The 21,799-nt window shown below is 70.2% G+C and carries 20 protein-coding genes and 4 pseudogenes; 8 read left to right on the top strand and 16 right to left on the bottom strand.

What is annotated here, in order from left to right:
- Nucleotides 1–259 precede the first annotated feature (259 nt).
- The gene (locus CP969_RS01950; RefSeq protein ID WP_016828148.1) at nt 260–2,560 is read left to right on the top strand and encodes an ATP-binding protein; all 2,301 of its coding nucleotides are present in this window, start codon (nt 260–262) and stop codon (nt 2,558–2,560) included.
- A gap of 62 nt (nt 2,561–2,622) precedes the next feature.
- Here the strand turns inward: CP969_RS01950 and CP969_RS01955 are convergent.
- A pseudogene (locus tag CP969_RS01955) lies at nt 2,623–2,778 on the bottom strand (IS701 family transposase); the annotation flags it as partial.
- Between the two features lie 492 nt (nt 2,779–3,270).
- Between CP969_RS01955 and CP969_RS01970 the strand changes: the two are divergent.
- Nucleotides 3,271–4,887, top strand: a complete 1,617-nt coding sequence (locus tag CP969_RS01970; protein WP_026085175.1) for an IS4 family transposase — start codon at nt 3,271–3,273, stop codon at nt 4,885–4,887.
- A gap of 14 nt (nt 4,888–4,901) precedes the next feature.
- Nucleotides 4,902–5,615, top strand: a complete 714-nt coding sequence (locus tag CP969_RS01975; protein WP_016828146.1) for an IS5 family transposase — start codon at nt 4,902–4,904, stop codon at nt 5,613–5,615.
- Here CP969_RS01975 and CP969_RS01980 read toward each other — a convergent pair.
- Nucleotides 5,554–6,057: a hypothetical protein gene (locus tag CP969_RS01980; protein WP_016828145.1), complete on the bottom strand. Its 504-nt coding sequence runs from the start codon at nt 6,055–6,057 to the stop codon at nt 5,554–5,556. The genes CP969_RS01975 and CP969_RS01980 overlap by 62 nt on opposite strands.
- A 492-nt stretch (nt 6,058–6,549) precedes the next feature.
- Between CP969_RS01980 and CP969_RS33075 the strand changes: the two genes are divergently transcribed.
- The gene (locus CP969_RS33075) at nt 6,550–6,690 is read left to right on the top strand and encodes a hypothetical protein (RefSeq protein ID WP_016828144.1); all 141 of its coding nucleotides are present in this window, start codon (nt 6,550–6,552) and stop codon (nt 6,688–6,690) included.
- A gap of 109 nt (nt 6,691–6,799) precedes the next feature.
- On the opposite strand, the gene CP969_RS01985 is transcribed toward CP969_RS33075, so the two are convergent.
- The 9 genes and pseudogenes from CP969_RS01985 to CP969_RS02025 all read right to left on the bottom strand — a co-directional run bounded on the left by CP969_RS01985 (nt 6,800) and on the right by CP969_RS02025 (nt 13,247).
- Nucleotides 6,800–7,372: a hypothetical protein gene (locus CP969_RS01985; protein WP_016828143.1), complete on the bottom strand. Its 573-nt coding sequence runs from the start codon at nt 7,370–7,372 to the stop codon at nt 6,800–6,802.
- A complete protein-coding gene (locus tag CP969_RS01990; RefSeq protein WP_016828142.1) occupies nt 7,369–8,766 on the bottom strand; it encodes a hypothetical protein in 1,398 nt (465 codons plus the stop codon). Before CP969_RS01990 ends, CP969_RS01985 begins: the two co-directional genes overlap by 4 nt.
- Nucleotides 8,763–9,569, bottom strand: coding sequence for an ABC transporter ATP-binding protein (locus CP969_RS01995; RefSeq protein ID WP_004993350.1), 807 nt, complete (start codon nt 9,567–9,569; stop codon nt 8,763–8,765). The genes CP969_RS01990 and CP969_RS01995 overlap by 4 nt, the downstream gene beginning before the upstream one ends.
- 35 nt (nt 9,570–9,604) lie before the next feature.
- On the bottom strand, nt 9,605–10,411 hold the full coding sequence (locus tag CP969_RS02000; protein ID WP_050793922.1) for a hypothetical protein: 807 nt from the start codon (nt 10,409–10,411) through the stop codon (nt 9,605–9,607).
- A 17-nt stretch (nt 10,412–10,428) separates the two neighbouring features.
- On the bottom strand, nt 10,429–10,977 hold the full coding sequence (locus tag CP969_RS02005; RefSeq protein ID WP_004993345.1) for an RNA polymerase sigma factor: 549 nt from the start codon (nt 10,975–10,977) through the stop codon (nt 10,429–10,431).
- Between the two features lie 308 nt (nt 10,978–11,285).
- Nucleotides 11,286–11,576, bottom strand: a pseudogene (gene tpg / locus CP969_RS02010) (telomere-protecting terminal protein Tpg); the annotation flags it as partial.
- Between the two features lie 184 nt (nt 11,577–11,760).
- Nucleotides 11,761–11,964, bottom strand: a complete 204-nt coding sequence (locus CP969_RS02015) for a hypothetical protein (RefSeq protein WP_016828141.1) — start codon at nt 11,962–11,964, stop codon at nt 11,761–11,763.
- Entirely contained in the window at nt 11,961–12,314 is a 354-nt protein-coding gene (locus CP969_RS02020; protein WP_016828140.1) for a hypothetical protein, read from the bottom strand. Before CP969_RS02020 ends, CP969_RS02015 begins: the two co-directional genes overlap by 4 nt.
- Before the next feature lie 300 nt (nt 12,315–12,614).
- The gene (locus CP969_RS02025; RefSeq protein ID WP_016828139.1) at nt 12,615–13,247 is read right to left on the bottom strand and encodes a TetR/AcrR family transcriptional regulator; all 633 of its coding nucleotides are present in this window, start codon (nt 13,245–13,247) and stop codon (nt 12,615–12,617) included.
- Nucleotides 13,248–13,348: 101 nt separating this feature from the next.
- On the opposite strand from CP969_RS02025, the gene CP969_RS02030 reads away from it, so the two are divergent.
- Nucleotides 13,349–14,263, top strand: a complete 915-nt coding sequence (locus CP969_RS02030) for an NmrA/HSCARG family protein (RefSeq protein ID WP_016828138.1) — start codon at nt 13,349–13,351, stop codon at nt 14,261–14,263.
- A gap of 16 nt (nt 14,264–14,279) precedes the next feature.
- On the opposite strand, the pseudogene CP969_RS02035 reads toward CP969_RS02030, so the two are convergent.
- Together CP969_RS02035 and CP969_RS02040 are read right to left on the bottom strand one after the other, a co-directional pair.
- Nucleotides 14,280–15,109: pseudogene (locus CP969_RS02035) on the bottom strand (IS5 family transposase).
- Nucleotides 15,110–15,431: 322 nt separating this feature from the next.
- Nucleotides 15,432–16,319, bottom strand: coding sequence for a DUF3152 domain-containing protein (locus tag CP969_RS02040; protein ID WP_026085516.1), 888 nt, complete (start codon nt 16,317–16,319; stop codon nt 15,432–15,434).
- A gap of 163 nt (nt 16,320–16,482) precedes the next feature.
- On the opposite strand from CP969_RS02040, the gene CP969_RS02045 reads away from it, so the two are divergent.
- The 3 genes from CP969_RS02045 to CP969_RS02055 are packed head-to-tail and all read left to right on the top strand — an operon-like array spanning nt 16,483 to nt 19,405.
- A complete protein-coding gene (locus tag CP969_RS02045) occupies nt 16,483–17,169 on the top strand; it encodes a response regulator transcription factor (RefSeq protein ID WP_004993338.1) in 687 nt (228 codons plus the stop codon).
- Nucleotides 17,166–18,797, top strand: coding sequence for an ATP-binding protein (locus CP969_RS02050; RefSeq protein ID WP_016828135.1), 1,632 nt, complete (start codon nt 17,166–17,168; stop codon nt 18,795–18,797). The genes CP969_RS02045 and CP969_RS02050 overlap by 4 nt, the downstream gene beginning before the upstream one ends.
- Nucleotides 18,794–19,405, top strand: a complete 612-nt coding sequence (locus tag CP969_RS02055) for a hypothetical protein (protein WP_016828134.1) — start codon at nt 18,794–18,796, stop codon at nt 19,403–19,405. The genes CP969_RS02050 and CP969_RS02055 overlap by 4 nt, the downstream gene beginning before the upstream one ends.
- A gap of 46 nt (nt 19,406–19,451) precedes the next feature.
- Here the strand turns inward: CP969_RS02055 and CP969_RS02060 are convergent.
- The 3 genes and pseudogenes from CP969_RS02060 to CP969_RS02070 form a co-directional block, all read right to left on the bottom strand.
- Nucleotides 19,452–20,539: pseudogene (locus CP969_RS02060) on the bottom strand (integrase core domain-containing protein).
- 332 nt (nt 20,540–20,871) lie between these two features.
- Nucleotides 20,872–21,117, bottom strand: coding sequence for a DUF1622 domain-containing protein (locus CP969_RS02065; protein WP_004993333.1), 246 nt, complete (start codon nt 21,115–21,117; stop codon nt 20,872–20,874).
- Nucleotides 21,114–21,536 (bottom strand): DUF1622 domain-containing protein, encoded by a 423-nt coding sequence (locus CP969_RS02070; protein WP_016828132.1) that lies wholly within the window; start codon nt 21,534–21,536, stop codon nt 21,114–21,116. Before CP969_RS02070 ends, CP969_RS02065 begins: the two co-directional genes overlap by 4 nt.
- Nucleotides 21,537–21,799 lie beyond the last annotated feature (263 nt).

Genomic DNA, 21,799 nt, shown 5'->3' on the forward strand with positions numbered 1-21,799 from the left:
CGCGGTGCCGGCCGCACGGAGGCCAATCGGTTCTCGTCGGATCGGCCGGTCCGCCGACCCTGAGATCTGCGGCCTTGGGCGCGGAGCCAGGTACGCGGACGGTGAGCAGGGGGTGCTTTATGGACAGATGCATTCACCACCCGATCGGGGCGGATGTGACAAGTAGACTGCTCCTCACGATCGATGCCCAGGCAGAACAGCAGGCACAAGTACCGCCGGTACAAGATGCCTGCGCGCATACTCGGCGGGGAAGCGGACGTTGGACAGCTCGTTAGGGGCGCTCTTACGGCGCCTGCGGCATGCCACCCACATGACCATTGAGGAGTTGTCGAACGCTTCCGGGGTGAGCGTGCGAGCGATCGGCAACCTGGAGCGCGGTGAGAGCCTCGGGCCGCAGCGCGCCACCGTGATCGCACTCGCGGACGCGCTACGACTGACCGGTGATTGTCGCGACGAGCTACTGCGGGCCGCCCGCGCCGGCCAGCGCCGCAACCCGGCACCGGCCCCGAGACTGATGGCTATGCCTCGCGCGGTGCCCGACTTCACCGGCCGCGGCCAGGAGGTGGACTGGCTGGCCTCGCTCACGGACGGTTCGCCGGACGAGCCGGCGCCCATCGTCGTGATCTCGGGCCAGCCGGGGGTCGGCAAGACCAGCTTGGCCGTGCACGCCGTCAGTAAGCTGTCGCACCGTTTCCCCGACGGGTACTTCTTCGTCGACCTGCGCGGCCTGGAGGCACGGCCGCTGGACCCCGGCGTCGTTCTGGAACGGCTGATCCGCACTCTGGCGCCGACCCACAATCGGCTGCCGCTCGATCTGGGCGACCGGGCGGCCCTGTACCGGTCCGTGGCCGCCGAGCGCCGGATCGCCGTGGTGTTGGACAACGCGGCGGACGAGGCCCAGGTACGCCCCCTGCTGCCGGCGACCGGCGCGGTCCTGACAGTGATCACCAGTCGTCGGCTGCTCACCGGCTTAGAAGGGGTGGCCCGACTCCCACTGCCGCCACTGCCTGACGCGGAAGCCCGCGACCTGCTGGAGCACCTGATCCCCGACCCACCCGCTGCCGGCCGTGCCACCGACGCGATATCGCGACTGGCGCACTCCTGCGGCAACCTCCCCCTGGCCCTGCGGATCGTCGGCAACCGCATGGCCAGCCGCCCCGACTGGTCACCCAACCGGCTCGCCACCCGCCTTGAGGACGAGGAACGCCGTCTGGACGCACTGACCGCCGGCGACCTGGAGGTCACCGCGGCTTTCGAATTGTCCTACACACAGCTGTCCGGAGCCGCACAACAACTCTTCCGACGACTGTCCCTGATGCCGGGACCGCACTGTGGCCTCCAACTGGCCTCAGTGTTGGGAGGGCTGCCGGACGCCGACACGGAGGACGCCCTGGACGAGCTGGTCGAGCTGGGTCTGGTCCAGTCAGGTTTCACTGCGCGCTACCGGCTGCACGACCTCATCCGGATCTTCGCCCTGCGGCAACTGGAGCAAGAGGAACCCGAAGACGAGCGCGCCGCCGTCGAGGCACGAGCGGTGGACTGGCTGCTGGACACAGCGATCGCGGCCGGCCGCTGGTTCGAACCGGACTACCACGAGGCCTTCCCCGAGCACTGGGACGACCGCGTGCAGCTGGACTCCCCTGAAGCCGCACAGCAATGGTTGATGACCGAGGCTGACAGCTGGCTCGCCGCGCTGGAACTGGTCGCCGTCACCGGAAGGTGGCGACGGGTAGTCGACGTGGCCGAAGCCATGCACTGGTTCTCCGACCGCTGGATCCACTGGGGCTACTGGCCCCGGGTGTTCACCCTGTCCAGCAACGCCGCCGCCGAGCTGGCCGACCACACCGCCGCCGCAACGCATCTGAACTACCTCTCCTGGGCGCACAACACTTGCCTCGGCGACACTGCGGGAGCGAGCGACTGCGCCCGTCGAGCCCACGCGGAAGCGGTCATGGCCGGGGACCTGCGACAGCAGGCGTGGGCCGACTCCTACCTGGCGGTGGCGCTGTTGAAGGCCGGGGACGCCCACGGCGCGCTGCCGCTGGCCGCCCGGGCGATGCGAGGGTTCCGCACCGTGAACGACCGAGAAGGCATGGTGGCGCACGCGCTGTCCACCCTGGGCAGGGCGCTCGAGCGCACCGGGAAGCCCGACGAGGCGCTGCGGGCCTACAGGCACAGGCTCACACTGGCGTCCGACCCGACCACCGCGCCGTCGCCCGTGATCGCGGGAATGACACGGGTATCGGCGGCACGCGACATCGGCCTGCTACACATCACGCAGGGAAGGTGGCGGGAAGCGATTGAAACACTCGAGCCGGCCGTCGCCTGGGAACCGGCCTCGAACATTCCCCAATGGCAGGCGCAGATGTACGCCGCGCTCGGCCGGGCACGCCGGGAACTGGGCCAGACCGAAGGGGCGTTGGCCGACGTAGACCGCGCCATCGCGATCTACCAGCAGATCGGTGACGACAACGCCATAAAGGCCATCCAAGTCCTGCGCAACGGTTTGGGCCCGGACTCGAGCACTCGTAGGACTCCGTTAGGTCTGTCTCGATCTTGATGCCGTGTGTGGCCTGCTGGGCAAGGGTTGTTGGCAGGTGGTGCAGATGCCGGTCCAGCACCTCAGGATGTCCTGAAGGGCGTCAAGGGTCCAGTAAAGAGTGAGCCCGGTGTGGGTGCTTTTGGGGCCAGACGCTGTTCGGTGAGAAATGCGTGGGCGGCGGTCACGAGGGTGACGTGGTGGTGCCAGCCGGGCCAGGACCGGCCTTCGAAGTGGTCCTAACTGGCTGTTCTCTATCCGTTCGTCTGCTCGGCCTGGTTCGAACGTGGTCCTGGATCGGGTGAGTTGGTCGACCTGCAGGCATGGAAGAAGGGCCTCTTGGTAGCTCGCGGTTGTCGAGTCCAGCGAGGAGCAAGAGGCCCTGTTGCCGAAGTGTCGCGTGGTCGTGGGTGCCGGGTCCAGTCCGTCCACTCCTGGGTGTGACTGTGTCGCCCACAGGTTCGGGAACGCGGCCGACCGGCCAGAGCGCCGGCCCAGGTACGGCTCGGACATGAGCGATGCGGAGTGGGCGTCGGTGCGGGACCTGCTGCCGGTGCCGGGACGGCTGGCGGGCCGGGGCGGCCGCCCGGAGGGCTACTGCCACCGGCAGATGATCGACCAATGCCGCGAAGTTAAGGCCCCGATGGCAATGTCAAGGGGGTCGTGAGATGTGGCAGGACCTCTGCTATTCAGGGGATCGACCAAGATCTTCCTGAGAAAGCAGAGGCCCTGTGGCCCAGTCTGTCACGGGCGGCACCCCTGACGTGTTCGCGCCCGGTCACATCGGTGAGTTAACGCAAGTCATCCCGCCGGAGCTGGTGGATGCGGTGGTGGAGGAGACCGGAGCCCGGGAGAAACGACTGCGGAGTCTGCCTTCCCGAGTCGGGGTCTACTTCGTCCTGGCTCTCGGCCTGTTCGAGCATCTGGGCGCCCAGTTGGTATGGGACAAACTCGTAGCGGGACTGAGTGTCAACGTGCCGCAGCCGTCCGAGAAGGCACTTCGTGATCTGCGCCGGCGGGTGGGCGTTGCCCCTCTGCAGCGACTCTTCGACGTGCTGGCGGGCCCGCTGGCCCAGCCCTCCACCCCTGGAGTGCGCTACCGCCGTTGGCGCACGGTCGCCTTCGACGGATGCGGAAGCCTCTCGGTCCCCGATCACGAGCGCAACAGGACCTGGCTCGGCCGTACTGTTCGACGCCACGGCCCGGCGGGATACCCCCGGCTGATGCTGATGACCCTGTGCGAGACAGGCACCCGCGCCCTGATCGCGGCGGCCTTCGGCCCCGCCGTCAAAGCCGAGAGCGATTACGCCCGGGAACTGACCGGCCACCTCACCCCGGACATGCTCCTTCTGGCCGACCGCGCATTCGACGGCAACGAACTCCTGGCCGCCATCGCACGGCAGGGCGCCCAGTTCCTGGTGCGCTGCACCAACACACGACGCCCACCGGTGCTGGCCCTGCTGCCCGACGGTTCCTACCTCACCCGCATCGGCAACCTCTCGCTACGAGTGATCGAGGCCAAGGTCGAAGCACGCACCGTCGACGGCAGCACTTTTGGCGACGCCTACCGCCTGCTGACCACACTCACCGACCATCGCACAGACCCCGCCGCCCGCTTGATGCGCCTCTACCACGAACGCTGGGAGATCGAGACCGCCTACCTGGCACTGCGCCATACCCTCCTTCAAGGCCGGGTGCTGCGGTCGAAGGACCCGGTGGGTCTCTGCCAGAAAGTGTGGGGACTTCTCACCCTCTACCAGGCATTGCGCTCAATCATGGTGACCGCGGTGGAGACCGAACCTGGCTGCGACCCCGACCGGGCTGGCTTCACCGCCGCCCTGGAGGCAGCCCGCGACACCGTCGTCAGCCTCACCGGAACACTTCCGACAACCGGACCGAACAACTACTCCGACCTGGTCGGACAAGTCGGCACCCGCATTCTGCGCACGCTCCTTCCCAGACGCCGGATGCGGCTTTCCACCCGCATCGTCAAAAGTGGAATCTCCCGCTACCACACCTGGAATCGCGACGGACGCCCCCGCGACAGCACGCCGATCAGCACTATCGAGATCACCGTCCACCCGCCGGCCCTTCCCGGCACACAGGCTCCGAGCCAGACGACCTCCAGGCGTTGGGAGCAGGTCTGCCGGGTCCTGGCAGCGAACGCGAATCAACCCATGCACACCCGAGACATCGCACGCCGCCTCGGCCTCACCACCGCACCATCCATCAAAAGCCTCACAGCACAACTCTGCTATTGGACCCGCAACAACCGACTGATCCGCACAGCCCCGTGCACCTACAAGATCCCGCTCGCCGAGCCCTTGACAGCACCATCGGGGCCTTAACTTCGCGGCATTGGATGATCGACGCGATCCGCTACCTCGTCGACAACGGCGTCAAGTGGCGGGCGATGCCGTGCGACTTCCCGCCCTGGCCACGCGTGTATGCGTTCTTCACCCGCCGGCGGGACACGGGATTGGTGGCCGAGCTGCACGACCGGCTTCGCGAGGCCGTCCGCTGGGCGGAGGGCCGCAATGAGGAGCCGAGTGCGGCGGTCGTGGACTCGCAGTCGGTGAAGGCGGACGCCACCGTCAGCCATGTCTCGCGGGGTTTCGACGCCGGGAAGAAGAAGATCAACGGTCGCAGGCGCCACCTGCTCACCGACACCCTCGGGCTCCTGCTGGCCGTGCTGGTCACGCCGGCCTCCACGACCGACCGGGACGCTGCCCGCCTGCTGCTGTCCGAAGCGAAGAAGCACTTCCGGCGGCTGGCGCGGGTCTGGGCCGACGGTGGCTACACCGGCCACCTCACCGACTGGACCACCCAGCACCTCGAAGTCGTCCTCGACATCGTCCGCCGCGGCGACGACGTCCAGGGTTTCCAGGTCCTGCCCCGCCGCTGGGTCGTCGAGAGATCCTTCGCCTGGCTCCTGCGCAGCCGGCGCCTGGTCCGCGACGACGAGCGCCGCACCGACACCAGCGAAGTTGTCGTCCTGTGGTCGATGAGCATGCTCATGAGCCGACGCCTGGCCGCCCAGCGCCGTCGGCGTCCAGGTCCGGTGCGGGCAGCGTGAACCTGCCCGGCTTCTCCTCCACCAGCCAGCCGCGTTCCACCAGCCGTTTCAGCCGGGCCCTGGCTCCCTCGACGCAGGAGGTGGAGGCGCTGTCCCAGCCCAGCACCACCGTCGCCCGCCGGGCACCCAGCCCATCGGCTCCCGCCTTTACGGCGGCGGCCATCAACGCCTGGTAGTCCACCGACAGCACTTCGGTCCCGGCCGCGTCCTGGCGGTGAGGCACCGCCCGGCGCGGACCTACCGGCTTCCGCTGCGACACGACGGCCACGGCGGGCGCGTCCCCCTCGGCCAGCGCCTCCAGATACTGCTCCAGGTCGATCACCCGGCGCCTGAGCACCTCCTCAGCATCCGCCAGAGCCGCCCGCACCCGCTCCAGCTCGGCTTCCAGGTCCTCCACCCGCACCGCCGCGGTCTTCTGCCGCGCTTCCCACACCGCCCGCATCGACGGCACCCGCCACCCCCTACGACATCTCGGCCAGCAACAGACCGAGACTCCCGCGACAACGGCGATCTCATGCCTGACCAGCAGAAACCGCACAGGAGGTTCGGAAAGAGAACGACCTCTGACACAGCCTTTGCCGGGGCCTCACAACGGCCCGGCGCGGCCCGCGTGGAAGTCGCACACGGCAGCGGGCAAAGCCCTGGCCATCCGGGCAAAGAGCGTTCGGGCCGCCGCGGGCCCGCCCCGGTCCCCAGGCCGCCTGTGCCCGGGGACCACGGAAGGCACCCGCTCGGCCTTGGGCAAGCCGCCGTTGGAAGGTGGCTCGCCCAAGGCCGCCTCCGGTTTACCCAGGTCAACTCCGGCAACGGAACAGGCCGCGGCGCCTGCCCGGCTCGCGGCCTTGGCCGTCCTCCGATTCCAGCTGTGCGGCAGCCCGTCGGGCAGGCGTCTTCACCTGCTTCAGCGGCCTCCTTGCCGGCGACATCGCCGAAGGTGCCCCAGCTCGTCCCGGAGCAGATCGCGCGGGCCGCCGACTCCGTGGAGCCGGTCCGGCGGTACACCGGCACCGAGCAGGACAAGGCCGCGCTCGCACTGCTGGTCCACCAACCGGAGGGCTCAAGCGCTCCCCGGTGACGGCAAGCCCGTGGATGTGACACCTATCGTGCTTTGGCTCAGTACGTGTGACTGAGCGCTTCAGTTGGCGAGTTTCGCCAACTGAAGCGCTCAGCGCGGGGCGCGTCCGTTACTGTCTCGGTCCTACTGCGGCGTACAGCACGGTGCCGGTCGCCAGCAGGGCCCACGCGGTCGCGGCGGAGGCCGTCGTAGCGGGGGAAATGATCATCCAGCCGCTCACCTCTCCCGCGATGCCGGGCGGAGCCGGGACGAGGAGGGTGAACGCGACCCAGCCGACCGGTAGGGTCCATGCGAACTGTGCTCCGCAGAGCACCGCCCCGAGCGCGGCCAGGCCGACCAAGCCAGCGCTGTCGCGGACGACGAGCGCGGCCGGGGCGAGCTTGGCTCCAGCTGCCTGGACCGCCAGCAGAGCCGCCCCGGCGACCGCGCCGGCCAGCAGCACGTGCGCCGCCCGCCGGGGCATCCACCGGATCGCGGCCGTCCGATCCAGCGCGGCGTCCTGCCCACCGAGCCCGACGGAAGCGGCTGCCACGTTCGCGGTGAGGATCAGGACCGCGATCCCCAGGTTCACCGGGCCGGCGCCGTCCTGGTTGAAGGCCCACGCCGCCAGCGCGACGAGCGCGATCGCTGCGGCCGAGGTGGGCACCTGTCGTGAACGGGCGTACAGGATCAGCCACCTCATTGCGACGCCTTCCCCGCCAACGCCGAAAGCTTGTCGTGGACCGTGCAGGAGAGAGCGGCGGCGTGCACCTCGGCGATCCGCGAGCGCTGCTCGGCCGGTGACAACGCCATCAGTCGTTGCCAGGCGACGTCGGCGTCCGCCCATTCACGCTGCGAGTACGCGTAGGGGTCCGGCTTCTGCAGCGGTTTGAGCTGGTGATCGCCCAGTGCCCAGCTCGCGGCGATGCTCTGTACGGGAATGTCGACCTGCCCCCCGCCCTCCCAAGGGGTGCGCGGTGCGCAGTTCGGTGCCAGGCCCTGGGCGACCAGGAGACGGGTCAGTTCCGCCCCTGTCGCATGGGCGATCAGCGGGTCGTCGAAGTCGACCAGCACCGCGTCGCCGGAGAGTCGGCGTTCGTCGCCGAGCGCGCGCAGCCCGGTGTCCTCCCGCACCGAGTTCGGCGCCTTGTTGCCCAGGGCGTCGTGCAGCACGCGCAGCGCGTCCTTGCCGCGCGGCGCGAGTTCAGGCAGGTGTGAGCGGTTCGCCTGCGTCACGCACACCGGTCCGTCGCAGACCAGGGTGGCGGCGGCCTTGTCGATGACGTAGGTGTCGCGCGGAGTGGCCGGGAGGATCAGCAGGGCCAGGGCTGCGCCGGCCAGGGCGGGGGCCACCGCGAGCAGTCGGGCTCGGAGGGTCGCGGCCGACAGCAGTGCGAAACCGGTGGCGAGCAGGCCGAGCAGCCAGAGTGTCTGGCCGAGGTGGACGGAGCCGGACAGGGTCAGCAGCATCTCCCGCGGTTCCGCAGTCGCCGGGAGCAGTAGGGCGAGCCGGTTCGGCGCGACGCTCGACGGCAGTGCCTCCTCATTGTTCTGTTGCAGGGAGAGGGCCGTCAGCAAGAGGAACACCGTCAGGGCCGGCGGGGTGAGTGCAGAGGGCACGGCCCGCGCGACACCCATGCCGAACACGGCCCCTGCGACGAGGGACAGCGCCGCCACCAGCGAGATCGGTAGCCAGCCGAGACTCGTGTAGGTGGTGGTGCCGAGGGCCACCTGGACTCCGCCTACGAGGACCAGGAGGCCGAAGCCGGACGTCAGCACGAGTGCCGTTGCGCCGGTCGGCAGCGCCGCACGGCGCCAGGCCGGCAACGGCGTGGTCGTCAGCAGTTCGGCCATCTGCGAGCGGGAGTCGCGTAGCCCGTACACCGCGCCCAGGCCCACCACGAGCGGCCACCAGAAGCTCAGCAGGTACCGGGTCCACAGGGCCATGGAGGTCCACTGAGCCGTCCATCCCGCGTCACCCTGCCACCAGAGCCCGTCGATCAGCAGGAGGACCGCCAGGCTGCCCGCCAGGACGACGATGCCGGGCCACGGGGCGATGGAACGCTTCAGCTCGGTGCGCAGGACTCGCACGTTCACCAGGTGCCTCCCGGCTGCTCGGAGTCCTGGAGCAGTGCTGAGTAGCCGCGCTCCAGGGGGCTGCCGCCCGGGTATTCGGGGCCGCCCGCCGCGGCCAGGTCGTCCGGCGTGCCCTGGAAGACGAGGCGGCCGTCGGCGAAGAGCACCACGTCGGAGCAGGCGGCCGCGACGTCCTCGACCAGATGGGTGGAGACGACCACACACGTGTCGCGGCCCAGTTCCTGCAACAGCTCGCGGAAACGCAACCGCTGCGCCGGGTCCAGGCCGACTGTCGGCTCGTCCAGCAGCAGCACCGCGGGATCGTTGACGATGGCCTGAGCGATGCCAGCCCGCCTCACCATGCCGCCGGACAGGGTCTTCATCCGCTGGTCGGCACGGTCCGCCAGGCCCACCCGTTCCACGGCCCGTTGGACGGCTGCGGGGACGGCCGCCTTCGGAACCTCCTTCAACCAGGCCATGTACTCAACGAACTCACGCACCGTGAAGCGCTTGTAGTAGCCGAAAGCCTGCGGCAGGTAGCCGATCCGGCGGCGCAGGGCCCGGTGGTCAGCCATCGGGCCCACGCAGGTGCCGAGCATCTCCAGTTCGCCGTCAGTGGGGCGCAGCACGGTGGCCAGCGTCCGGATCAGGGTGGTCTTTCCTGCTCCGTTGGGTCCCAGGAGGCCGTGGGTGCCGATGCCCAGGCAGAGGTCGAGTCCGTCAACGGCCATCTTCTTGCGTCCGACGCGTACCCTCAGGCCGCTGGCCCGGATCTCCCAGGCATAGGTTTTCGGCGCGATGTCGGCCGCGTTCGTGGTGGGCATCGTGCGGGGGTCCCTTTCGAAGGTCGACGATGGTTTCACAGCGTTGAGTACGCGTTTCTGCGGGTGATCACGGCGCCAATGCCGAGCGCGAGGAGCATCCCCCACACGGGCAGTTGGTCGGGCTGGAAAACAACTCGCAGGGCAAGGGGGACGTGGCCGGTGATCCACGTGGGTGCAACGACGACGACGCCCCACGCGACCGCCAGCCCGGTGGCGGCGCGAGTCACGCCGACCACGCTGCCCAGCGCCAGGGCGGTGGAGGTGAAGGCCAGGGAGGGCAGCAGCCACTGCGCGGCCGTCATGGTTCCGGTCAGCCAGCCCCCCACCAGGAGCCCGGGCAGGACCACCACGAGAACCGCCGTGGTGCGCCTGAGGAGCAGGGGCAGGCCAGCTCGGGCGGTCGAGGCCGTCATTTCGTGCGCCGGGTCCAGGCCGCGCGACCACGATGCGGCGACACCACACAGCGGCAGCACGGGTGCGATCGCCGACACGGGAGAGATGTCGCCGAAGAACGCAGGCGGGGCGAGCGAGTCCAGCAGCAGCGCCATCAGGGCAACGATGCCGGTCATGGCCAGCCACGGGGCCATGGCCGGCGTCAGCCAGGCCGACAGCCACCTCGGGCGGCGTCGCCGCGAGGGTGTCCTGACGGCTGCGTCCAACTGCGGTTCCAGACCGGCCTGGACGGTGTCGAGGAGCGTGGCGATGCCGGGCACCTCGGTGGCCACGGAGGCCGCCAGACGACTCCGGCACATCGCGCACGTCTCCAGATGGGCCTCCAACGCCCATACCGCGTCCACGGCCATCTCCGTATCACCACGTGCGTAGTCGTCGAGCAGCCGCATCGACACGTGTTTCCCGCTCAACTCAGCGCCTCCCGCATTGCGATCCGGGCCCGGCGGGCGCGGGTCTTGACCGTGCCTTCGGGCAGTCTGAGCAGGACGGCGGTCTCCCGCACGGAGAACCCGTCCAGCACCATGGCCTGCAGGACCTCTCGAAGTTCCGGCGCCAGCTGCCGAAGGGCGTCACCGACGTCCCCGTCGACGGTCCCGGCCAGTGCCTCGTCCTCCGCCGCGGGCACCACCGCCCGCTCGGCGGCGGCAACGGGCGGCTCGGCATGGTGGGCACGGCGCCGGAACGCGTCGACGAGGCGGCGCGCCGCGATCGTCCACAACCATCCGACGGCCGTCCCGCCGACCGCACTCCCGGCGAACGCACCGGCCGCGCGCCACACCGCCAGATAGGTCTCCTGCATGACCTCGGCGACGATCTGCTCGTCCGCGCAGCGGCGGCGCAAACGCACAGCCAGCCACGGCGACGTGCGCCGGTACAACTCGTCGAACGCTCCACGGTCACCTCTGGCCACCAGCCGGACGAGGCGCTCCTCGTCCAGCTCGTCCAGTGTTCTCACGCGTGATCTCACACCAGCCAGACGCCCGATGATGCGCACAGGTTCTACGCCTTAAGTGATCCGCGTCACAGTGTCATGCACGGAGGGTTCCGATCCCCGTGAAAGCCGATCGCCGGTTGCGATCCGGCTCGTGGCGAACCCTGGCGCCTCGCGGTGCTTCATCCCTCTCGGTACAGCCTTGACCGAGTACGCCGACTGACTCGCAGTCGCAATCGATGCCGAAGGTCCAGCCCGCCAGCTGAAGTACTCACTCGCCAACCGAAGGGCTCGGTCACAGGGGCTCGTGGGCTGTTTCAGGGGCGCGCCTGCTACAGGTCGAACTCGAGGTGCTCGATGTCCGTGAAGCGGACCTCCTCCAGGGAGCCGGCGCGGCGGCCGCCGTCCTGGAAGTACACCTCCCTGAGCGCTTCTGCCGCGGTCTCCTGGAGCTGGGCGTCGCCGGCGCCGGCCTCCTGGGCGTCGAAGAGGCGGGCCGCGTACTGCGGGGGCAGGGCGACGGCCAGATGTCGGATGCGGTCCTGGTCCGTCGACCCAATCGGCGCGGTGTAGCCGAGGCGGGCGCGGGTGTCGATGACGATGCCGCCGGTGGTGGCAACCTTCTACCTGGCCTGAAACGGGCAAACGCGCCCATATGCAGGGCGGCGTGACACTTTTTCGAGGGGCGTGACACCGGTGTCACGCTCACGCTCCGCCAGCGTGACAGTGGGTCCGGCGGGTTGCCGAAGGTGAGGTGCTCCCAGGGCGGGCACACGCACGGCCGGCAGGCGGCGCAGGCCGCGCAGCTCATGCAGAACGCGCGTGGGACGGCGGGGCAGTCGCAGATGGGGTTGTGGTCGGGGTCGTCCTCGCCGGGGTAGTAGGCTCGCCGAGCGGCGGCTCGGTCCACGTATAGACGGTGCCGTCGGCGAGCAGCTCCTCGAAGTACCGGCCGACGGCGCTGGCGGTGTGCCAGACGGCGACGACCTCCAGCTCCTGGTCGTGGGTCACGCCGGGCTCCCTGCGGGGTCGGCCGGCTCGGTGGCGCGGGTGAGGAGCGCGGCGAGGTCGGCGGTGGCCTCGGGTTCGGCGGCGGCGAGCCGGGCCACGACTGCCAGTTCGCCGGGCGCGGCGGCCGGGACCAGGCGGGCGAGCGCGGACAGCAGTGCGGCGTGCGCGAGGGCGGACTGCGGCAGGAGGCCGGCGGCGGTCTCGCGGGCTGCCGGGTGGGCGTAGTGCCCGCGGTGCGCGGCCAGGGCGCGGGCGAGCCAGGCGTCGACGTCGGCCTGGACGTACGACCCGGCGCGGCGGGTGAGCTCGTCCCGGACGGCTTCGTCGCCCTCGCGGGGCTCGGCGTCCATGCCCTTCGCCCGGCGCCGTACGACGCGCCGGCCGATGCGTGCGGGGTCGACCGGCTCGCGGGGCGCGGCAACGCGTGGGGCGAGCGAGCGGCGGGTTCTGCTCCGGGGCGACCAGGGCGTGGTCGTCTTCGGCCTCGCATTCGGGGTGCGAAAGGGGAAGCGGGCCGCCGCCAGAGCGCTTCTGTGACGGCCCGCGAATACTGAGCCGAAGCTCAGGAGTTGTCACCGGCGACGCCGGATGAGCTGGCGGAGAGGACCGGTCGAGGCACGTTGGTTGTCACCGATCAGGCATCCCACTTGTCACAACCGCCCGTTCGGCGGACTTTCTGTCACCAGTACCGAAGATCCTGAGTTCCCGGATACCCCAGCGATGCCGTGCTCAGGGCTGAGCCCTTCCACAGCGAGGCGGAAGAGGCGGTCGGCCTGGGTCTCGGGGTCCTTGTGGTGCTCGGTGGCCAGGGCGATGCCGACGGCGAGGGTCAGCAGGTCGTGAAAGGTGACGTGCGGTGCAACCGCCTTGTCGCGAATGGCCCGCTGGAGCAGGGGAGTTCCGGCCGCTGCGATTCTGTTGCCACAGGAGTGCGGGGAGGGTTCCTCGGCGGGAGGCTCGTAGCTGAGGGTGTTGGCGAATCCGCGGGCTGAGACGGCGTAGAGGACGAGGGCGTGGAGCCACTCCAGGAGGGCAGTGCGGCCGTCCTCGGCCGCACTTAGCCGGTGGGCGCGCTCGCATAGGCCCTCGATGCGCTCCTGAAAGACGGCTTCGAGCAGGGCACGGCGGGTGGGGAAGTGACGGCGCACGGTCGCCGAACCGACGCCTGCGGTGCGGGCGATCTGCTCCAGGGATGCCTCGGCGCCGTGCGCGGCGACCTCGGCTTCGGCGACGGCGAGGATGCGCTGGTAGTTGCGTCGGGCGTCCGAGCGCTGACCGGTCATGATCTCCTCATTGCTAAACGGCGGGCCCCGCCATATCTTAGCGGCAGGCAAAACGGCGGGCCCCGCCGTTTTCGTTCTCCGGTCCGTGAGGAGCAGCAATCATGCCCATCGACAGCGACACCGTCCTGGTCACCGGAGCCACCGGCCAGCAAGGCGGGGCCACGGCCCGCGCACTCCTGGCCGCCGAGGTGCCCGTACGTGCACTCGTACGCGATACGCGGTCGAAGACCGCCCAAGCGATCGAGGCGCTGGGCGCCGAGCTGGTGCGGGCGGATCTCTCCGACCGGACCTCCCTCGGCCCAGCGGTCGAGGGAGTCCGCGCGGTGTTCTCGGTGCAGAGGCCGCCCATGACCGAGACCAGCGTGGACTTCGCGGGCGAGCTCGCCCAAGCCACCAACCTGGTGGACGCGGCGAAGGCTGAGGGAGTACGGCACTTCGTGCAGTCCTCGACCAGTGGAGTCGGTGAGCACACCCGGGTCGCCGGCTGGGCCGAGGGCCGCTGGGCGGCGATGGCGGACTACTTCCACACCAAGCAGGCGATCATGGAGGCGGTGCGGGGTGCGGGCTTTGCCCGCTGGACGGTGATCAAGCCCGCCTTCTTCATGGAGAACCTGCCCCTGCTGGCACCCAAGGGGCCGCGCGGCGGACTGCTGACGGTACTGAAGCCGAAGACCGAACTGGCCCTGGTGGCCGTGCGGGACATCGGCACGGCTGCGGCGCACGCCCTTCGAGACCCTGACCGGTTCCACCAGGTGGAACTGGAACTGGCCGGTGACCTGCGCACGATGGAGCAGATCGCGCAGACCTTGTCCGCCGCCTGGGGCGTGCCCGTGACCGCACCCTCCATGAGCCTGGAAGAGGCCCTCGACGCGGGCATGCCGACGTGGGGAGCCGGACACGAGTGGAGCAACGCGGTCCTCCAGCCCGCCCGGCCCGAGTTTGCCCGGGAGTTGGGCATCCCGGTCACCACCTTCGCCGAGTGGGCGGATGAGCAGCTGACACCCGTGTCCGGCTAGGCGGTGTCTTCAAATGTCACGCCCACATCAGGAGCGATGCGAGGGTGACGGCTGCTTGGTAGGACTCGGCGGTCTTGTCGTAGCGGGTGGCGATGCCGCGCCACTGCTTCAGGCGGCTAAAGCAGCGTTCGACCACGTTGCGCCGTTTGTAGAGCTGCCTGTCGAAGGCCGGCGGCCGCCCGCCGCGGCGGCCGCGGCGGAGCCGGTTGCGGATCTGGTCGGCCCGCTCCGGGATGGTGTGGCCGATGCCCCGTCGCCTGAGCCAGGCCCGGATCGCCTTGGAGCTGTAGCCCTTGTCGCCGAGCACGTGATCGGGCCGGACGCGGGGCCGTCCCGGTCCGAGGCGGGGCACCCGGATCGCCTCCATCACGGCGGTGAACTGGGTGCAGTCGTTGGTGTTGCCGCCGGTGACGGTGAAGGCGAGCGGGCGCCCCAGGGCATCGCAGGCGAGGTGGATTTTGCTGGTCAGGCCGCCTCGGGAGCGTCCGAGGGCGGGGTTGTGGATCCCCCTTTTCGGGCGCCGGCGGCGTGCTGGTGGGCGCGGACAACGGTGGAGTCGACCGACACCAGCCAGTCGATGTCCCCGGCCGCGTCCGCCTGCGCCTGGGCGGCCCGGAGCATCCGCTCGAAGGTGCCGTCCAGGGCCCACCGGCGAAAACGGGTGTGCAGCGTGGCCCACGGGCCGTACCGCTCGGGCACGTCCCGCCAGGCGGTTCCGGTGCGGAACTTCCACACGATCCCGTTGAGGACCGTGCGGTCGTCCAGCCGCTTCCTGCCCCGCAACGAGGCGGGCAGCAATGGCCGGACGAACTCCCACTCGGTATCCGACAGTTCATGGCGACGTATCACCCGACCATGATCCACCACTCAAGATCATTTGAAGACACCGCCTAGGGCGTATCCGGCGCTGTGACGCTCGGCAGCGCCCGCCGGAGCGGACTGGGGCGAGAAGTTGGAGTGGCCCTGTCCCGGCCTCCCCGCCGCGGTGGTTGCCGAATTCGCCGGGCACCCGTTGGCCGGCCTGCCGTTCTTCACTCCGGAGACGGTGACGACCGACCACCGATTCGTCTACCGCAACCACTACCTGGTCGAAACCAACAGTGACAGCAAGCCTGCCGGTGCTGTCACGGCCGTCCGCCGTGACGGCCGACCCCGGGACCGGCGCCGGTCATACGGGTGGCCCGGTGACGAATTCACCGTTCTCGTCGTAGGGCCAGGCGTTGGCGACGCAGCCGTGCAGGCCCTTGATCTGCTGCATCATCACGGGGGCCAGTCGCCCGGCGCCCCCGCAGGTCACGTGCGAGTGACCGAGGAAGTGCCCCACCTCGTGGTTGATGATCAGCGCCCGGTAGTCATGGATCGGCCCGTCGAAGTTGGGCGAGCCCTTGACCCAGCGCTTGAGGTTCACCACCACCCCTCCGGGAACCTCGCAGTTGTACTCGCCTCCGGTGTCCTGCTGGATGCCCGCCCAGCACAGGGCGTCCGCCGTCGCCGGTGTCGCGATCTTTATCGTGATGTCGTACGGCGCTCCCGCGCCCACCAGCTGGAACGCGTTGTCCGGGTCGTGGGTCCAGCCCCGCGGGGCGGCGAGTATCTCGGCGATCTCGTTCGCCGCCTGGGACGGCGAGATGTCGAGGCCGGTCTCGACCTCCACGACGTAGCGCACCGGGCGGGAACCGCTGCCCACCGTCTCCCCACTGGCCTGCGCGGTGACGAACGTACCGCTGCCCGTCGGGGGGACGCCGATCTCGGTCCGGCTCGCGGAGGGAGAGGGAGAGGAGGAAGGGGAGGCGGAGGGGGACGGTGTGGGAGTGGGGGTGACGTGCGTGCTCCGCGGGTGCGGCGCACCGCTCGACGCGTCGCTCCGCCCGCCTCCCAGGAGGTACACCGCCGAACCCAGCAGGCCGGCGGCCACCAGCGGGCCGATCAGCAGGCTCCGGCCCCGGCGGCGCGGCCGTCCCCGGCGATGGGCGGACCGGCGTCGGCGACCGGCGCGGTGACCGGCCGCGGTGCTGCCGGTGGCGGGTGCGGATTGCCGCTCTCGTGCCGAATACATGGCAGCTCAATCTGGTGATCCCAGATGATCCCCATGAGCCGGCGCTGTCACGGAAAGATAACGACGCCCGCGTTCCCCGGCCCGTGTGATCGTTGTGTAACGACGGTCGGAGAGGGGCCTTCCTCGGGAAGGTCATCTCGTCCGGTCTGCTTACACTGCCGAAATGCCACGGGTCCTGATCGTCGAAGACGACCTAGATGTCCGCAGGGCCGTCCAACTGGGTCTGCGGCATCAGGGGCATGAGGTCTTCGCCGTGGAAACGGGGGAGGAAGGGCTGGAACAGCTCCTCCCCTTCCGGCCGGACGTCGTCGTGCTCGATCTCATGCTGCCCGGCATGTCCGGCCTGGACGTGTGCCGCCGGATCAGGGACCGCGACCAGGTGCCGATCATCATGGTGACGGCCCGGGGAGACGACGTCGACGTGGTCGTGGGACTGGAGACCGGTGCGGACGACTACGTGGTGAAGCCCGTGCAGGCCCGGGTGCTCGACGCACGGATACGGGCCGTACTGCGCAGACAGGACGCGTCGCTGCCGGACGGCACCCGTCCCCGGGCGGAGACGCACGGCGAGCTGGTCGTCGACCGCGCCGGGCTCGTGGTGACGCACCGCGGCGAACCCGTCGCCCTCGCCCCCTCCGAACTGCGGCTGCTGCTGACCCTGTCGGCCTCGCCCGGCCAGGTGTTCAGCCGACAGCAGCTGCTGGAAGCGGTCTGGGAACACAGCTACCACGGCGACATACGGCTCGTGGACGCCTGTGTGAAGCGACTGCGCAACAAGCTCGGCGAGGGCAGGAATCCCCGTTACGTGCAGACCGTACGCGGATTCGGTTACCGCTTCGGCACCTCATGAGCGACCGGACGTCCGCGCGGACACGGAGGACCGTACGGACGCGGAAGACCGCCGGAGAGCGGAGAACCGCACCCGAGGTCCCCACGGTTGAAGAGCCCCCCGCCGCCGGCCCGGGGTCCGGCCTCCGGCGGTTCCTCCGGGCGGCCCTGGCACGCATCCCGCTCCCCCTGCGCGGTCTGCGCCCCCGCCTGCTGACGTCCTTCGTCCTGGTGGCCATGGCCAGCTCCCTGGGCACCGGGGCCCTCGCCTTCCGCGAGGCGCGCACGGGGGTGCTCCAGCAGAGTCAGGACTCCGTCATCAACCGGTTCCGTACGAGCGTCGACGCCGTCGCGCCCTACATCCCCATTGCCCCGAACCAGGCGGACCTCCAGTCCGCGGTGGACCAGGTGCTGTACGCGAACCGTTCGTCGGGCTGGCGGATCATGGCCACGTACGGTGGCCACCGCGCCTACGCGCCGAGCGCCGGTTTCGTCGAGCTGAGCCCCGAAATGCTCCGGTCCGTCCGGGACCGACGTGTCGCGGTGTTCCAGCGGATGAACGTCGACGGGCGTCCTCGTCTCGTCGTCGGCATGCCCGTCACGTACACCTCGGACGAGGGCACGGAGCCCAGGCTCTCCGGGCTCGTGATGTACCTGGAGGTCCCGCAGACCACCGAAGAGGGGTACATCGAGGCCATGGTCCACGGCATCGAGCGGGCCACCCTGGTGGCCCTGTGCCTCGCCGTCGTCCTGGCGCTGCTCGCCGCGAGCGGCGTACTGCGACCCGTACGGGCGCTGCGCCGGGCGACGCGCCGGATGGCCGCGGGGCACCTCGACGTCCGGCTGGACGTCACCGGCTCCGACGAACTGGCCGATCTCTCCCAGTCCTTCAACGAGACGGCGGCCGAACTGGAGCGGACCGTACGGGAGCTGCGCCGCCTGGAAGCCCAGGGACGCCGCTTCGTGGCGGACGTCTCCCACGAGCTGCGCACGCCGCTGGCGGCGATGTCGGCGGTCACCGACGTGCTGGACCTGGAGGGAGAAGGGGAGACCGGTGAGGCACTACGGCTCATCAGCGAGGGAACGAACCGGCTGAGCGGATTGGTGAACGACCTGATGGAGATCTCCCGTTTCGACGCGGGGGCGGCCGAACTCAACCGGGACGAGATCGACCTGGCCGAGTCCGTACGGCGCACCGTCGCCTCCCGGTGGCGGCAGGAGCAGGTGGAGACCCGGCTGCCCGGACCGGGTGAGCTCCGCGCGCGCGTCGATCCGCGCAGACTCGACGTGGTGACGGCCAATCTGATCGGCAACGCGCTGCGGCACGGAGAGCCGCCCGTGCGGCTGACCATGGGGGTACGGGTGGACGGGACGGGCATGGCGTGGGCCGTCATCGAGGTGACCGACAACGGACCGGGGATCGCCGAGGAGGCCATGCCGCACATCTTCGAGCGGTTCTACAAGGCGAGCACCTCACGGGCCAGGAGCGAGAGCAGCGGGCTGGGTCTGGCCATCACGGCGGAGAACGTGCGCCTGCACGGGGGGCGCATCCGGGCGGCGAACCTGCCCCGGGGCGGCGCGGTGTTCACGGTCGAACTCCCGCTGCACCGCTACGACACCGACACCGAGGCCGACCGGGGCACCCGGTGAGGGGCTCGCGGACGGCAGCGCTGCTGTCCGGGCTCACGGCCGTGGCCGCGGTCGCGCTCACGGCGTGCGGAGTCCCCCCGTCCGGTGTCATCGAGACCGGTGCGCCGGCGAGCGGCATGTTCTCCCCCAGTGCGACACCACCCTCGACGCCCGCCACCATCTCCCTCTTCTTCCTGCGCGACGGGGAGTTGATGCCCTATCCCCGCCGGATCGACGACGCCGGGGACTTCGAGGCCGTCGTACGCCTGCTGTTCGAGGGGCCGGCCGCGAACGAGGCCGCGATGGCCACCACGGAGCTGCCCCGCCTGACGGACGCGCCGCGGGTGGCGATCGACGGCGGCATCCTCTTCGTCAAACTCCCCGGTGAGACGGCTCCGCTGAGCCGTCGGGCCATGCTCCAGCTGACGTGCACGGTGAGCCACGCGGCTTCGCCGGTCCCCACCGCCGTCCCCCGCGCCGACGCGGAAGCCGACGGCGACACCGCGCGCCGTTCCGCCGCGCCCAGCAGCCTCCATGTGTTCGGGGACGGATGGGCGATGACGCAGTCGGACCACGCGTGCCCCGTCGTGTCCCCTCCGCAGGAGCAGCCGGAAGCACCGACCCCGTGAGAGCCCTCCGGCTGACCTGTGCCGCTCGAAAAGTCATCGTCGCCGGTCAAGCGATATAGCGGTACTCGCTGATCACGCCGCCGAGGATCTGGGTCCGCAGCACTCGGCGGGTGTTGAGGTCGTGCACCGTGGCATCGGGCCGTTCCTTGGCATCAGGCGGTAGTTGCTGTCGGGCTTGGTGAGGTCGGTGGGTGTTGTAGTGCCGCCGATAGGCGGCCAGGACCTGGCGGGCGTGGGCCTCGCACACGATCAGGACGTGGTCGAGCATCTCGCGCCGGATGCTGCCAATGATCCTCTCGCAGTGGGCGTTCATCCGAGGAACCCACGGGGCACTCAAGATCACCTCCAGCTCCTCGGCCTCGAAGACCGTGTCGAACGCCGCACCGTACGTGCCATCGCGGTCACGCAGCAGGAACCGCAGAGACTCCCTGCGCATGCCCAGGTCGGCGGCGAGATTCCGCGCCTGTTGCACGGCCCACTCCCGGGTGGGCCGGGCGGTGACTTTCGGTGATGTGCAGGCGCCTCGTGCCGTGCTCGAGGAACACCAGTGCGTACAGCCTCGTGCCGAGCGCGGTACCGGGGTGGAAGAAGTCTGCCGCGATGATCCCCTCGGCCCGGGCGGCCAGGAACTCGCGCCAGGTTGGGCCGGCACGACGCGGCGCCGGGCCGGTGCCCGCGGCGTCGAGGATCTCCCGGACCGTCGAGGCAGCGATCCGATGCCCGAGTCGGGCCAACTCCCCCTGGGATCCGTCTGTGCCCCCACCGCGGGTTCTCCTGGGCCGGCCGCAGAACAAGCGTCTTGATCGCCCCTCGGGTGGGCGGGCGTCCGGTGCGTCGGCGTGCGGGGTGATCCCACCTGGCAGCGACGAACCTGCGGTGCCAGGCGAGCAAGGTGCCTGGGGTGACCGGGAAGACCTCGCGCCGGCGTCGCCGGGGTGTCAGCCCGGAGAGGGCAGCGCACCGGAACCGGTCGGCCGGCTCGTAGCGGACCGGGCCGGCAATCTGCCGGCGCAGGACGGCGTTCTCGTGCCGCAGCACGAGCAGCTCGGCGTCCTTCGCGGTGTCACGGCGCAGCGGCACCGACGGGACGGACAGCAGCCTCCGGGCCGCCCTGTACGGCAGAGACACGATCACGCGGACATGATCCCAGGATCGAACTGCATCACTCCCACCTGCGCCGATGACTTTTCGAGCGGCACAGGGTCGGGTGACTGCCCGCGCCGTGGTCGAGCATCCAGTCCTCACCCGCGTACCGGGTGACCACCAAGGAGGCGGAACTGCTCGTGCTGCGGTACGAGAACGCGGTCCTGCACCGACAACTGGCAGGCCGGTCCGCTACGAGCCGGTCGAGCGGCCCGCACAGGCCGCACCGCCCCGGTGGTGTTTCTGCCCCGGCAGCGCGGGCCAGGCCGCACGCCACTGGAGAGCGGGTATCTGACACCGGCGCAGCCTATTTACCCGCTTGGTCAGTGCGGCGGGGAAAAGCGCAGGCCTGCGGTGACGAGCTTGCGGACGGCGATCACGGCGGCGGCCGTCACGATGGCGTCCCAGCTCGGCTCACCCACCAGCCGCAGCAGCCCTGCGGCGATGAGAAAGTCCAGCAGGACGGCCAGTGCGGGCATCAGCCGCCTCGCCGCCGCGAACACCACCGCGGCGGCGATGAGCCCGAAGGCGGTGGCGACGAGGGCGGCCAGATGCAGGAGGGCGGTCACGTCGGCCCCACCTGGGCACGGGAGCCGTCCTCCTCCTTGCGGCGCTCGCGCTCGATCTCGGCGCGCTCGTTGGCGATCTCCCGGCTGAGGAAGTAGTTCAGGGCGGTCCGGATCGCGGCGATCGCGGCGAGCTGCCCGATCTCGGTGAAGCTCGGCGCGATGGCGGTGCGCAGCACATCCCCGGCGAGCTGGAACTCCAGGCCCAGTGCCAGGAACCGGCCCAGGGAGAGCCGGATCTGGTTGAACTGGCGGCCCACGCCGCCGCCGCGGATGCCTGCACGAAGGAAGTGGCCGAACGCCCAGGCGGCCCCCACGAAGATGATCAGGGCCCCGGCTGCCTCCACCAGTCTCACCAGCAGGTCCACCACGTCCCGGAGCGTGGACTCGGGCAGTATTTCCACCGACAGGGAAACGTTCATGAGCGGCCGGGTACCCCCACCCGGCCTGGCCGGCACGGCGGGCGGGCCGGGGAGCCGTACCGCACGTCAGGAGCTGCACGCTCGGTTGGCACGACCGCTACTCGGCCGCCGACGCCTGCATTGCGATCTCTCGGCTTTACATCAGCAGACCACCTGGGGATCTATCGCCTCATGATAGTGGGATCCGGCACCGGTGCCGGATCCGGTGCCAACGGCGGACCATCACATACCTTCACCGTGACCAGCGGGAAGACGGCCGTCGG

This window comes from Streptomyces viridosporus T7A, from assembly GCF_008704515.1.
GTDB lineage: Bacteria > Actinomycetota > Actinomycetes > Streptomycetales > Streptomycetaceae > Streptomyces > Streptomyces viridosporus.